The 13,093-nt window shown below is 53.5% G+C and carries 12 protein-coding genes; 4 read left to right on the forward strand and 8 right to left on the reverse strand.

Annotation, left to right across the window (positions count from 1 at the left end):
* Positions 1-104: 104 nt before the first annotated feature.
* The 6 genes from Q0X64_RS07000 to Q0X64_RS07025 all read right to left on the reverse strand — a co-directional run bounded on the left by Q0X64_RS07000 (position 105) and on the right by Q0X64_RS07025 (position 6,507).
* A complete protein-coding gene (locus tag Q0X64_RS07000) occupies positions 105-437 on the reverse strand; it encodes a DUF3135 domain-containing protein (RefSeq protein WP_297810464.1) in 333 nt (110 codons plus the stop codon).
* A 69-nt stretch (positions 438-506) separates the two neighbouring features.
* Entirely contained in the window at positions 507-1,451 is a 945-nt protein-coding gene (locus Q0X64_RS07005) for a trypsin-like serine protease (RefSeq protein ID WP_297810467.1), read from the reverse strand.
* Between the two features lie 301 nt (positions 1,452-1,752).
* Positions 1,753-3,687: a PQQ-dependent sugar dehydrogenase gene (locus tag Q0X64_RS07010; RefSeq protein WP_297810469.1), complete on the reverse strand. Its 1,935-nt coding sequence runs from the start codon at positions 3,685-3,687 to the stop codon at positions 1,753-1,755.
* Between the two features lie 26 nt (positions 3,688-3,713).
* Positions 3,714-4,814 carry an alkene reductase gene (locus Q0X64_RS07015; protein WP_297810472.1) on the reverse strand — a complete coding sequence of 367 codons (1,101 nt, stop codon included), beginning with the start codon at positions 4,812-4,814 and terminating at the stop codon, positions 3,714-3,716.
* A 25-nt stretch (positions 4,815-4,839) separates the two neighbouring features.
* Positions 4,840-5,829 (reverse strand): zinc-dependent alcohol dehydrogenase family protein, encoded by a 990-nt coding sequence (locus Q0X64_RS07020; RefSeq protein ID WP_297810475.1) that lies wholly within the window; start codon positions 5,827-5,829, stop codon positions 4,840-4,842.
* 63 nt (positions 5,830-5,892) lie between these two features.
* A complete protein-coding gene (locus Q0X64_RS07025) occupies positions 5,893-6,507 on the reverse strand; it encodes a TetR/AcrR family transcriptional regulator (RefSeq protein WP_297810478.1) in 615 nt (204 codons plus the stop codon).
* 223 nt (positions 6,508-6,730) lie between these two features.
* Between Q0X64_RS07025 and doeB2 the strand changes: the two genes are divergently transcribed.
* Genes doeB2 through Q0X64_RS07045 form a run of 4 tightly spaced genes read left to right on the forward strand, consistent with a single transcriptional unit; the run spans position 6,731 to position 11,856 of the window.
* A complete protein-coding gene (gene doeB2, locus Q0X64_RS07030) occupies positions 6,731-7,891 on the forward strand; it encodes a N(2)-acetyl-L-2,4-diaminobutanoate deacetylase DoeB2 (protein WP_297810481.1) in 1,161 nt (386 codons plus the stop codon).
* Between the two features lie 54 nt (positions 7,892-7,945).
* Positions 7,946-9,229 (forward strand): aspartate aminotransferase family protein, encoded by a 1,284-nt coding sequence (locus Q0X64_RS07035; protein WP_297810484.1) that lies wholly within the window; start codon positions 7,946-7,948, stop codon positions 9,227-9,229.
* Positions 9,216-10,487 carry an ectoine hydrolase gene (doeA, locus tag Q0X64_RS07040; protein ID WP_297810486.1) on the forward strand — a complete coding sequence of 424 codons (1,272 nt, stop codon included), beginning with the start codon at positions 9,216-9,218 and terminating at the stop codon, positions 10,485-10,487. Before Q0X64_RS07035 ends, doeA begins: the two co-directional genes overlap by 14 nt.
* Positions 10,488-10,494: 7 nt before the next feature.
* On the forward strand, positions 10,495-11,856 hold the full coding sequence (locus Q0X64_RS07045) for an NAD-dependent succinate-semialdehyde dehydrogenase (protein ID WP_297812147.1): 1,362 nt from the start codon (positions 10,495-10,497) through the stop codon (positions 11,854-11,856).
* Positions 11,857-11,922: 66 nt separating this feature from the next.
* Here the strand turns inward: Q0X64_RS07045 and Q0X64_RS07050 are convergent, their stop codons facing one another.
* Positions 11,923-12,795 carry an MBL fold metallo-hydrolase gene (locus Q0X64_RS07050; protein ID WP_297810489.1) on the reverse strand — a complete coding sequence of 291 codons (873 nt, stop codon included), beginning with the start codon at positions 12,793-12,795 and terminating at the stop codon, positions 11,923-11,925.
* A gap of 90 nt (positions 12,796-12,885) precedes the next feature.
* The gene (locus Q0X64_RS07055; protein ID WP_297810492.1) at positions 12,886-13,080 is read right to left on the reverse strand and encodes a CPXCG motif-containing cysteine-rich protein; all 195 of its coding nucleotides are present in this window, start codon (positions 13,078-13,080) and stop codon (positions 12,886-12,888) included.
* Between the last annotated feature and the right edge of the window lie 13 nt (positions 13,081-13,093).

Here is a 13,093-nt window from a genome sequence, read left to right on the forward strand (position 1 = left end):
TGAGCAATTTTTAAAGCTTGTCATAAAAGAATCACTTAGCTAGTTTCCAGAAAGTTATCCACAAGCTTCTCCACAGAAAATGTGAGTAATGTGAACTTCTTTTTTCAGTTATCTTTAGCGAGTTTGTTAAAGGGCAGGATCTTACAGCTCGATGAGTATGATGCAGTTTGCTGCTGGCTGAGATCCAGATCCAGCAGCGACAGTTTATGCACCTCATCCATCATCATCTGTGACAGCGCAATGCAGGCACCCAGCGGGGTTTTGTGCTTGCGTCGCAGCATATCGACTCTGAATTGCAGCCCAGTGAGTCGGCGGCAGGCAGCGTCATCGTGGGCAATGTCGGCAATGCATTGACTGATAGCGGCAGCCCGTTTTTCCTCGAAGGCGGCCCGGTCCTGGCTGGCCAGCAAAGCCCATTCTTCAAAATTGATAATCATGGGGTTATCCCCCTGAGCCATGGCTTATATTTATGACAGCGGGGAGCGCGGTTGGTGCCCGCAGCCCGCTTAGTGCCAGGTATCGATATCGGCGCCCAACAGCCGGGCTTGGCTGAATAAGGACCGGGCTTCATCGGTATCGAGACGGACGCCGTAAGCGACATAAGGGAAGTCACTCAGTGGTGCACGGGTCTGCTTAAAAAAAGGCCATTGCTTGTTTTTGCGGTAGAAAGTTTCGACAAAGCTGGTCAAGGCCACAACGCCCCTTTTGGGACCCGGCAGGTTAATCATCCACGGGCCGCCGGAGTCGCCGCGGGTGGGCATCGGTAAGGAAGTCCGGTATTCATTCTGATGCAGGCGATTAACGGCCAGCAGGGCGTTCTGAGAGCGAAGCAGCAGCTTTTTGGCCTCGAACTGGGTGCGGAACTGCATGTAAAGCAAAGGATCCAGCGGCTCGTAGATAGCAGGGACAAAATGCTGGAATTCTTCATTGGCGGTCATGAGGTTTTTGACTGCGCAACTGGGTTCTGTTTTCACCGCTGAGCGGTAGCCCTGACCATAACCGCATAACAGAGCTTTCGGTGAGCTTTGGGCCGTGGTCACGGGCAATGCTTCAATGCCTTCAGGCGCATTACCATCAAAAATGAGTACCGCGATATCGCGGGCGAGGTTTTCATTCAGGTTGTCGTAATCGCTGTATACCGCAGCGCGCAGTTGCGGTACCGGCACACCCAGGAACAATTGCACCATCGGTGTTTTGGTAACCGGATTAAGCCTGGCATTGCGCATGCAATGCGCAGCAGTCAGCACGGTGAGCGGGGCGGTGCCAACCACAACTGAACTGCATTCATTGGTTTCGGTAATCAAACCTTTGACAGAGGCATGCCAACGCAACTGATCAACTGTGATTTTTCCGGTAGACACAGCAACCGGGTTGGCCGCTGAGCCATGAATGACAGCAGATGCCGGGAATGTCCATATCAAACTCAGTAACAGTACGAATAAGTGTCGCATCTGAACTGCCCTCCGAAACAGTGAACTGTTTACAAAGACTGCTTAAGTTTAATTTAGCACGGTGCGCTGAGCCGTGTGTGAAAAAATCATAGTGTTAGCAGGAAATATACCTGTTCAACAGCCGGTACCGCCATTTCGCTAACAAGCGACTTTCAACACTGACAATGAAGACAAGTTCAGAGTTGCGGGACCGATTAGCACGGCTGTGACTGGTTGAGAAACACCCAGCAACAGCAGAGGCAGACAAAAAAAAGCCGGGGCCCGAAGGCCCCGGCAACAGGGAGTACAGTCAGAATGACTGTTAACGAATCGGCAGGTAGAGCAGCTCACCGGCTTTCATGTCCGGAACCAGCAGCTGCTTGCCATCAGCAGACAGAGCCATATCTGCGGCTGCCTTCAATTGGTCTCTAATCAGCTGTGGCGTGGCACGCGGGCCGGCCAGTTGCCAGACTTTGCCGTTATGCCAGTCACTGACGTAAAGAAAGCCGTGGATGTCACGGACCAGGCCATCCGCTCCGCCAAAGCCCTGATTCAGATCTTTGACTTTTCCTGAGCTCAGATCAGCGCGGTACAAATCACCGGTCCCGAAGTCGGCGACCAGCAGGGTATTGATACCGTCCATCAGCAAGCCATTAGGACGTTTGATGCCAGACTTTTCATTCAGGACCTGGCTGATTTCGCCTTCAGGGGTGATTTTATAAATGCCGGCATGCTTACCGTCCTCTGTGCCGCTGTCCGACACATAGACATTACCGTTGCCGTCAATCTCAAGGTCATTGAGAAACTCGGCTTTACCGGGCAAGTTCTTACTGTCGGCAATCACCTGCACATTACCGTCCATATCAATTTTAAAGACCTGATTGATATCAGCGACATACAGCACATTGTTGAACAAATCGATACCTTTGGGATCGTTCAGGCCGCCAGCCAGAACAGTTTTGCTGCCATCCGGGTTGATGACACTGATCTGACCGTCGCCGCCCTTGCCGAATTCACCAATCTCACTGACAAATACGCGGCCATCAGTATGAGCGATAGCTGATTCCGGCATGCTCAGACCGGTCACTTTATCGGTTTTTGCCGCAGCAGTAGAGGCCGTTTTCTGACCACCCTGACCGTAGCTGATACGATAAATCACCCCATTGTAGTCATCGGACACCAGCAAGGAGCCATCAGGCAACTCCAGTACATCAGTCGGACGGCCCCAGGCTTCACCATCCTGCAGCCAGCCATCAATAAAGACCTCATGGCCGCTGACCTGGTTGTTATCGAAAGTCACCCGCTGCAATTTATATCCGACCGGTTCGGTACGGTTCCAGGAACCGTGCTGGGCAATGATGGCATCGCCCTGGTATTCAGCCGGGAACATTTTTCCGGTGTAGAACTTAAAACCCAGGTTGGCGGTATGGGCCTGAAACTCGACTTCCGGGAAGGTCATTTCCTGCGGCACTGGCTTGTCCTGCCAATCCTGATGACGGGCATTACCACCGGCATAATACGGAAAGCCGAAATGCTGACCCATTTCCGCAGCATGGTTGAATTCACCCGGCGGGTTGTCATCACCCATCATATCGACGTTGTTATCGGTGAAATACAAGTCACCGCTTTCAGGATGAAAATCCATGCCGACCGAATTACGCACGCCATGGGCATAGACTTCAGCCTCACTGCCATCCGGATTCATGCGGATAATGGTGCCTTCATAGCCTTTGACATCACAGATGTTGCAGGGCGCACCGACGGTGACATAAAGCTTGCCGTCAGGGCCAAAGTCGATATAGCGCCAGCCGTGATGCGCCTTGTCAGGCAGGTCATCGAAGACCACTTCGCGCATTTGTTCAAATGGCAGGGTGAGATCAAAGCCGGGCGCAGCATAGCGTGCAATACGGTTCTGTTCCGCCACATAAAGGTTGCCCTGATGCATGGCCACGCCGTTGCCTATTTTCAGATCGCTGAGAATATTAACCACTTCATCAGCCTGACGATCTTTGTTTTTATCGACCACCGCATAGGCGTTTTTGCCGCGGGTACCGACAAACACGGTGCCGGTAGATTGACCAAAGGTCATTTGCCGGGCGCCGGGCACCTCGGCATAGACTTCAACATTAAAGCCTTCAGGCACATTCAATTTGTGCAGGTTGGCTTCGGCGGCAGCACGATCGGCCATTGCCGGTGTCGCCAGCAGGCCCATTGACCCTGCTGCCAGGGTTGCGAGAGAGAGCGTTTTGAGTTTCATCATTCCTCCTTATTTGGAATTGGTCCTCAAGCTTCGAGAAAGGGGTAATCGGTATAGCCGCGTTCATCGCCGCCATAAAAGCTGTCGGGATCGGGCTCGTTAAGCGTCGCCTGTTTATCAAAGCGAACCGGCAGGTCCGGGTTGGCGATAAACAGCTTGCCGAATGAGATGAGATCAACGTCACCGCTGGCGATCACCTGATTGGCGCTTTCCAGACTGTAGTTATAGTTGGTCATGTAAATGCCGTCCCAGCGTGGGCGCAGGCTACTGATATCAAAATAGGGGCCGGCTGCGCCGGGATTATCACTACCCATTTCAGTGATATGTAGATAAGCCAGGTTCCGCTGATTTAAATGATCAACGGCATAGCTGAAGGTGGTTTGCGGATCGCTGTCTGAGACATCATTAAATGGCTGGAGTGGCGAAAGGCGCACCCCGACCCGATCCGCGCCCCAGATCTGGGTCACTTCATCGACCACTTCCAGTAACAGACGGGCGCGGTTTTCCAGGCTGCCACCATAGCGATCTTCACGCTGGTTGCTGCCATCGCGCAGAAACTGATCCAGCAGGTAACCATTGGCACCGTGAACTTCAACACCATCAAACCCGGCACTCAGCGCATTGTGCGCGGCCAGACGGAAGTTGACCTTCATTTGCTCGATCTCTTCGAGTGTCATCGCGCGGGGCGTTTCATAGGGCTTCATGCCCTCATAGGTCATTACTTCACCAGCCGGTTTGATCGCTGATGGTGCCATCGGCACCCGGCCATCGGGCTGCATCGATGAGTGACCAACCCGACCGCAGTGCCAGATCTGCATGACAATTTTGCCCCCTTGCTGGTGAACGGCATCAGTGACCTTTTTCCAGCCTTCAACCTGCTGCTGGCTGTAGATGCCGGGAATGTTGGGATAACCTTCACCGTCACTACTGACCAGCGTGGCTTCGGTGATAATAAGGCCGGCCGAGGCGCGCTGACGGTAGTATTCAACCATCATATCGCTGGGCACCATGCCTGCATCGGCACGGTTACGCGTCAAGGGCGCCATCACAAAGCGGTTTTTCAAAGACAAGGCACCGACCGTGATCGGTGTCAGTAAATCCGGATCCTGCTTAACATGCGTGTTCATGAGCGTTCCTTTAACTGGAGAGAAATTAAACGGTGACAATAACTTTGCCCAATTGCTCATTGGACTCGAGATAGCGGTGGGCTGCCACGATGTCATCAAACTGGAAGGTCCTGGCAATCACAGGCCTTAACTGGGCATTGTCGAGCCACTGGTAAATCGCTTTTTGAGCCCGTGCCAGCTTGGCCTCGTCGCTGGTGAATTCAAACAGGGTATAACCTCGTACTGTCAGCCCTTTGGCTAGTACGCTGAACAGCGGGAACGGCGTAGGCTCGGGGCTCAGCGCACCATATTGGAAAATGATGCCGTGTTTGGCCGTCACCTGTGCCAGGGTTTCCAGCATCGGCCCGCCCACCGGATCGAACACAATCCTGACACCTTCACCTGCCGTGATATTTTCCACCTCGGCGATGACATCCTGTGCCTTGCTGACCACAACATGCTGAGCACCATGATCCAGCAAAGCCTGTTTCTTGTGATGGCTGCGGGTGAGGGCAATTGGTATCGCACCTATCAGGTTACATAGCTGTATGGCGGCCAGACCCACGCTGCTGGAAGCGGCGGGAATCAGCACAAAATCATCGGCCTGCATATTGGCGATATCAATCAGTGCGCCATAAGCGGTCAGGTACTGCATCCATATGGCGGCGGCCTGTTCCCAGCCCAGTCCGGGCGGGTGGTGAGTCACAGCAGTGACAGGCATATTCACCGTTTCGCCATAACTGCCGTAATGGTTCATGGAGAAGTTGGGGACGGTGCTGACTGCATCACCAATGGTGAAGCCCTCAACGCCGTCTCCGATGGCTGTGACAGTACCGGCTGCCTCATAACCGATGCGCGCAGGCAACTCGGGTGACTCCAGGTATTGACCACGACGAAACATCACTTCAGCACGGTTGAGGCCAAACGCCGCCACTTCTATTTGAATCTCACCCGCTTCTGGGGCTGGTACGGTCTCATTTTGTATCTGCAGCACCTCGGCATCACCGGTCTGCTCGAATCTGATTACTCTGGACATAAGGTCTCCTGTCATAAAATCTTAATAGACCAGTCGTCTAGCTTGCGGATAAATAAAAGCCACTCATACCGCCGGACGGGACAGGCCCAGTCGGACACAGAGTGCATTCATGGCAATATGTAAAGCGTCAGGGTTGTGATTGACCTTGGTCAGCAGTGTCGCGCCTATCCATAGATAATAGAGTTCCTGTGTGACGGTTTTGGCATCGTCATTAATGTGGATTTCCTGCTTATCAGCGGCTTCCTGGACAACCCGGGCAATGCGATTGATGACGCGGTGGGTGCCATGCTTGAGCGCTTCACGCATGCTTTCCGATAAGTCGGTGACTTCACCACTCAGCTTGACGACCAGACACTTATCGGTGGTTGTGTCACCACACTGACTGGTTTTCCAGTTATCGAAATAGCTGACGACACGATCAACCGCAGGCTGCTGTTCATTACCCAGTTGTTCTTCGAGCATAGCCATGTACTGATCAAAATAATTTTCCAGCAACTGGCTGCCGAAATGTTCCTTGGACTTGAAATAATGGTAGAAAGACCCTTTAGGCACACCGGCGGTTTTGAGAATTTCATTGAGGCCGACCGCAGCAAAGCCCTTGCCCAAGATAATGCCCTGTGCGGTATCGAGGATCTGTTGTCGGGTATCGCTGTGGCGCGAGCGGGCTGCTTGATTCATGGGCTGCATTGTTTCATAAATTAGACCAGTCGTCTAGAAAAGATTTCAAACGGCTTTTTGGGACAGAAATATTTCGTCCTCTAAATGTTGGAACAAGGCTTGCTAGGTGATAGTCTGAGCCTGAAAACGTTGCAAACTCAGTATTTATCACCGTTTACGGTGCTTTGACGCTGATCGGACTCAGAAACTGCACCGTTTTGAGTCACAACCGCAGGGGAGCAAGATGGGCGACACCTGGCAACAAGCTATAGACACGGCTTTGCAACTGCGTCATCAGTTGCACCGTCATCCCGAACTGGGCTGGCAGGAAGTGAAAACGGCTGAGTTGATCCGCAATGAACTCAGCTCGCTGGATATTCCCTGGCAGGCCTGCGCTGAATTAGGCACGCTGGGCCGACTCAACCCCCATGGCAAAGGCCCGCATATTGCACTGCGCGCCGATATGGATGCCTTACCCATCGTCGAACAGACCGAGCATGAATGGCGATCCCATCATGAAGGTTGTATGCATGCCTGCGGTCATGACGGCCATACTGCCACCTTGCTGGCCAGCGCCCGCTGGCTCAAATCCGTTGAATCCCAATTGCCGGGGCCTGTTACCTTGCTGTTTCAGCCAGCCGAGGAGGGTGGCCACGGCGCCAAAAAAATGATTGATGACGGTGCACTGGAAGGTATCGACTTTATATATGGCTGGCATAACTGGCCGGCGATTCCTTTCGGTAAGCTGGTGTGTCCGGACAACATTATTATGTGTGGCAACGGCACCTTCGAAATTGAGCTTCACGGCGAAGGCGGCCACGCCAGTCAGCCGGAACTGTGTCGTGACCCGGTACTTGCCGCCAGTGCTGTGACCATGGGCTTGCAGCAAATTGTCAGCCGCCGTATTGCACCACAACATCCTGTGGTTATCAGCGTTGCCTCTATCGAAGCCCCCAGTGCGGCCACGGTGATCCCTGCCACTGCCCGCATCGGCGGCAGCATCCGTGTACCGGATCTGCAAACTCGAAAACAGGTCAACCAGCTTATCAGTGACATCGCCACACAGACCGCAGCGGCTTATGGCGTGCGCTGTGATGTGACCCACTTTCCCCGCTATGAAGCGACGATCAATCACGCTGCTCAGGCCGCCAATGTGAGACAGGCCTGGCAGCAGGATCATGGTGATGACAGTCTCGACCAATCCTTGCTGCTGCCGGTGATGGCATCAGAAGATTTCAGCTATTACCTGCAGCAGATCCCCGGTGCTTTTGCGCTGGTCGGTGCTGATGATGGTCCAGCGCATCAGGCGGTCTGCCACAGTCCGCATTATGATTTTAATGATCGCCTGATACCGCTGGTCACCCGTTTGTATGCGCGCCTGGTCGGTGCGCCGCTTGCACAATAACCGACCATAGAACCATTGCCCAGGCAATGGATTGAGTCAATCAGGAGGTGTTTGATGAGTGTATTCGATCAACGTGAGTCTGCAATCCGTGCTTATTGCCGTGTTTATCCCACAGTCTTTGACAAGGCCAGTAACGCCAGGCAGACCGATGAAGACGGTCGTGAGTATATCGATTTCTTTGCCGGTGCCGGGGTACTGAACTTTGGTCACAACAATGAACGCATGACTCAGGCAGTGATTGACTATATTCAATCCGGCGGCGTGACCCACTCGTTGGATATGATGACCACGGCCAAGCGCCGCTTTATGGAGCGCTTTGAAAATACCATCCTCAAGCCGCGCAACATGCCACACAAAATGCAGTTTATCGGCCCGACCGGGACTAATGCGGTGGAAGCGGCAATGAAACTGGCCAGACGGGTTACAGGCCGTCAGGACATCGTGGCCTTCACCCGTGGTTTCCACGGGATGACGCTGGGTTCGCTGGCTGCTACTGCCAACCGCTATTTCCGTGGTGCTGCCGGGGTGCCGCTTAACCATGTGAGCCATTATCCCTTTGGCTGTGAGAAACCCTGCATGGGCTGTGAGTCGGGCTGCGGTATCGACAACCTGGAGCGTATGCGCAGCCTTTATAACGATACCTCCAGTGGGGTGACGCCACCGGCGGCTTTTCTGCTGGAAACAGTCCAGGCCGAAGGCGGCGTTAATGTGGCTTCCAAAGACTGGCTGCAAGCCGTCGCTGCGCTGGCACGGGAGGTCGGTGCTTTGCTGATTGTGGATGATATTCAGGTGGGCATGGGCCGCACCGGCTCCTTTTTCAGCTTTGATGATATGGGTATCGACCCGGATATCATCTGCCTGGCTAAAGGGCTTGGTGGCATGGGGATGCCGATTGCCATGAATCTGATTAAACCGGAATCTGATGAATACTGGGCTCCGGGCGAGCATACCGGGACATTCCGTGGGCAAAGCCTGTCATTTGTGGCTGGCGGCGAAGCACTCAGCTACTTTGAAGATGACAAGCTGATGGAAGAGGTCAAATCCAAAGCTGAACGGATGAATACTGCGCTGGCACCGCTTGAGCAGCGATTCCAACAGGTTCAGATCCGGGGCAAAGGCATGATCATCGGCCTCGATGTACTAACCGGCGAGCGTGCCAGAGCCATTGTTGACTGCTGTTTTGAGCAGGGACTGATTATCGCCAGTTGTGGTACCGGTGGCCGGGTGGTCAAGCTGATACCCCCGCTGACCATACCGGATGCGGATTTGGATCAGGGACTCGAGATCCTGGTGAACGCCACTATGAAAGTCATGGAGAAAGAACATGAGACAGCGTGATGATATGACCTTTCCTTTCGAGGAATACGAACGCCGACTGAGCGAACTGCGGGTACGGATTGCTGAACGCTTGCTGGATGCGGTGGTGATCACCGATCCGGAAAACATCATGTATCTGACCGATTACCAGACCACCGGTTATTCATTCTTTCAGGCGCTGGTGGTGCCGCTCGAACAAGAGCCGTTCATGATTACCCGGGCCATGGAAGAATCCAACATCATCGCCCGTACCTGGGTGGAGCGCACCCGGCCTTATCCGGACACCGGTGACGCGATCCAGATGCTGGTGGATGCCTTACGCGAATTCGGCCTGGCCAACAAGCGAATCGGTTATGAGCGTAACAGCTATTTCTTCCCGGCTTATCAGCAGGACTTTATTCATACCACGCTGACTGAAGGTAAGTTGCTGGATTGTTTCGGTATCGTTGAGCAAGGGCGTGTCTGCAAGTCGCCGGTTGAAATTGAAGTCATGCACAGAGCGGCCAGAGCCACAGAAGCTGGCATGAAAGCGGGAATCGAAGCCGCTCAGGCCGGGGTTACTGAGAATGATATTGCCGCCGAAATCAGTGCCGGTATGTTCCGCGCTGGCGGTGAACCACCGGCGGTCATGCCTTATGTGACTTCGGGGCCACGCACCATGATCGGCCATGCCACCTGGGAAGGCCGCACAGTACAGCCTGGTGAGCATGTCTTTCTAGAAGTGGGCGGCTGTTACCGGCGTTATCACACCGCGATGATGCGCACCATCATACTGGGCGAATTGACCGACACCATGTACAAAGCCCAGGAGCGGATGAAAATGGCGCTCAATGAGGTGCATCGTGTTGTGCAGCCGGGCATGACTGTGTCTGATGTCGATAATATGATCCGTAACATCATCACCAATAACGATGTCGGCGCGCGGCTGGTTACCCGTTCCGGTTACTCGATTGGTATTGCCTTCCCGCCCAGCTGGGATGAGGGCTATATCTGTAGTTTGAAGCAGGGGGAGTCGGCAATTCTGCAAGAAGGCATGACCTTCCATATTATTCCCTGGATGTGGGGCGTGGATGGTGACAAAACCTGCGGCATTTCCGACACCATCCATATCACCGCTGATGGCTGTAAATCTTTCTTCACCATGGATCGCGACTTCACTGTCAAACCGGATCAGGCTGACAAGACGCTGATTGATCTGGGACAGGCCCGTAGCAGCGAGAAACACAAGCAGAGTGAAGAAGGCGGCAGCAACCGCAAAACCGCTAAAAATTCAAAATGAGGTGATGATGTTAACAGCAACCAACCCCTATACCGGAAAGCCGATTCAGGACTACACCGCGCTGGATGAAAACGGTATCCAGCAGCGCATCGGCGCGGCCCACGAGGCCTTTTGTGACTGGCAGGCCAAAAGCATTGATGAGCGCAAACAGGTGCTGCATGCCGTGGCCGCGAGTCTCAGAAATAACAAGGCACTGCTGGCCAAACTCATGGCAGAAGAGATGGGCAAGCCAATCAAAGAAGGCGGCCCGGAAGTGGAAAAAGCTGCCTGGTGCGCCGAGCATTATGCCGACCACGCAGAAAGCTATCTGGCACGGGAGGAACTGCCCTCTGATGCATCGCTCAGTTATGTCTGCCATCAACCTTTGGGGACATTGCTGGGTATTCTGCCCTGGAACGCGCCGCTGTGGCTGGCATTTCGTTATCTGGCACCAGCCTTGATGGCGGGCAATACCTGCGTGATGAAGCACGATCCCAACGTGCCGGGCTGCGCCGAAGCGATTGCCAAGGTGTTTGAAGAGGCGGGTGCCCCAGTTAATATCATGGTCAATCTGCCGGTCGAAACGCCGCTGGTGGAAAAAGCGATTCGTGATCCGCGTATTGCCGCGGTGTCGTTCACCGGCTCGGCCGGTGCCGGCAGTAAAGTGGCTTCGATGGCAGCATCGGAAATCAAGCACTCGGTGCTGGAACTGGGCGGTAGTGACCCGCTGATTGTGCTGGCTGATGCCGATTTGGAAGCGTCGGCGGATGTGGCGACTTTGTCACGCATTATCAATGCCGGTCAGTCCTGTATCGCCGCCAAACGGGTGATTGTCGAGGCCTCGGTTTACGATGATTTTGTCGATCGGCTATATACCCGGCTGGAGAAACTGAAACTGGGTGACCCACTGGAGGAAACTACCGATGTCGGCCCCATCGCCCGTTTTGATTTACGTGAAAACCTGCATCGCCAGGTCAGTGAAACCATTGCCGATGGGGCCCGCTGCCTTTTAGGCGGTGAAATGCCGGAAGGGGAAGGCTTTGTCTATCCGGTGACCATGCTGGTGAATGTGACGCCGGATATGGTGGCGTTCAGGGAAGAAACCTTCGGGCCGGTGATGTGCGTGATTAAAGCTGACAATGCCGAGCACGCGCTGGCTATGGCCAACGATACCGAGTTTGGCCTGGGTGCTGCAGTATGGACCCGAAATCAAGCATTGGCCGAAGAGATGGCGATGAAACTCAATGCCGGACAGGTGGCGATTAACGGTATCGTCAAAACCGATCCGCGTCTTCCTAGTGGCGGTATTAAAAAGTCTGGTTACGGCCGCGAACTGGGGCCACACGGCATTAAAGAGTTTGTTAATGCCAAACAGATCTGGATTAAATAAAGGCAATATGACCACTATGGCTTGCCCCGCTGTTGCCAAACAGCGGGGCAATGTTTGGCGCAGTCGTTATTCCTTGACCGGCAGATCCGGGCGAATCAGCATATAAGACTGATCAGCCAGATCGTTGTACACCCCTTCAATATTCAGTGGTAGCCACGCTTCGTACATGGCCAGCGCTTTAAATTCGTCCAGGCGAATCTCCTGCTGTAAGGTTGCCAGGCTTTTGCCTTCCCGCATCCCCTGTAGGACTGCCTGGTACAGTTGTTCGAGATAACGCAGGTAAGACCGCACCTCATCCTTGTCGCCAGCTTCTGCATGGCCGCCGACCAGTAGATCAAAATCCATCTGCAGCACATCACGTGTTGAATTAATCATGCCGCGAATATCGTAGCCGGGCAGTGTCTTGTAGGGCATACGACCCAGAACAATCCAGTCAACGACGTGTAATACTTTTTGTTTGGGAAAGTTAATAGAAATAGAACCCTTGCCGTTATTGGGACCGTGGTAACGCAGATCGATTTGGGTATCACCCAGATAAAGCGTCATTTCATCGTTAAACACCAGGTTGGGAATTTGCGTATTGGCTCGGGTGGCCAGCAAGTCATCGCGCGCCCATTCATGAGCAATAAACGTCACGCCGGGTTCGTTAAAAACCTGCCCGCCATAAACGTGATCGGGATGGCTGTGACTGTAAATCACGTAGCGCACCGGCTTATTGAAGCGACTTTTGAGTGCTTTTTTCAGCCAATTGGCGGCGTGGTATGACAGCGTGTCGGTTAGGGCGATACCGGCATCAGTCACGGCAAATACCGAGTGATGCGTGCCATTACTGAAACGGTAGAGATTGTCCTTGATAGGACTGATAGAAAAATCTTCAGCCAAGGTGACGGTGCTGAAAGCAAAAGCAGTCAGAAGAAGCAGGGAGCGCAACAAAGTCATGGTCAATCCTTGAAAATAACGTCCATACAGGGACTGGGCAGGCAGCAAAAAATTCCATGCCGACGGATTCAGACAACGGGCCGCCGGGACTTATTCGTTTTCAGTCTGTACTGTCAGCGCGTAGTCGTCATTACCATTAACGACAACATGGAACTCTATCGGCCGGCAACACACTTCGCAGTCTTCAATGTATTGCTGATCGGCAACCGAACAGTCTATGACGACGCTGAAATATTCGCCGCAATAGGGGCACATAATGGTGTCATCTTCCAGCGGGTGCAGCATAAACAACCCTCAC

Source organism: uncultured Methylophaga sp. (assembly GCF_947259025.1).
Lineage (GTDB): Bacteria > Pseudomonadota > Gammaproteobacteria > Nitrosococcales > Methylophagaceae > Methylophaga.

Coding starts and splice junctions, on each gene's coding strand:
- Q0X64_RS07000 (WP_297810464.1), bottom strand. CDS start 437: ATGATTATCAATTTTGAAGAATGGGCTTTGCTGGCCAGCCAGGACCGG.
- Q0X64_RS07005 (WP_297810467.1), bottom strand. CDS start 1,451: ATGCGACACTTATTCGTACTGTTACTGAGTTTGATATGGACATTCCCG.
- Q0X64_RS07010 (WP_297810469.1), bottom strand. CDS start 3,687: ATGAAACTCAAAACGCTCTCTCTCGCAACCCTGGCAGCAGGGTCAATG.
- Q0X64_RS07015 (WP_297810472.1), bottom strand. CDS start 4,814: ATGAACACGCATGTTAAGCAGGATCCGGATTTACTGACACCGATCACG.
- Q0X64_RS07020 (WP_297810475.1), bottom strand. CDS start 5,829: ATGTCCAGAGTAATCAGATTCGAGCAGACCGGTGATGCCGAGGTGCTG.
- Q0X64_RS07025 (WP_297810478.1), bottom strand. CDS start 6,507: ATGAATCAAGCAGCCCGCTCGCGCCACAGCGATACCCGACAACAGATC.
- doeB2 (WP_297810481.1), top strand. CDS start 6,731: ATGGGCGACACCTGGCAACAAGCTATAGACACGGCTTTGCAACTGCGT.
- Q0X64_RS07035 (WP_297810484.1), top strand. CDS start 7,946: ATGAGTGTATTCGATCAACGTGAGTCTGCAATCCGTGCTTATTGCCGT.
- doeA (WP_297810486.1), top strand. CDS start 9,216: ATGAGACAGCGTGATGATATGACCTTTCCTTTCGAGGAATACGAACGC.
- Q0X64_RS07045 (WP_297812147.1), top strand. CDS start 10,495: ATGTTAACAGCAACCAACCCCTATACCGGAAAGCCGATTCAGGACTAC.
- Q0X64_RS07050 (WP_297810489.1), bottom strand. CDS start 12,795: ATGACTTTGTTGCGCTCCCTGCTTCTTCTGACTGCTTTTGCTTTCAGC.
- Q0X64_RS07055 (WP_297810492.1), bottom strand. CDS start 13,080: ATGCTGCACCCGCTGGAAGATGACACCATTATGTGCCCCTATTGCGGC.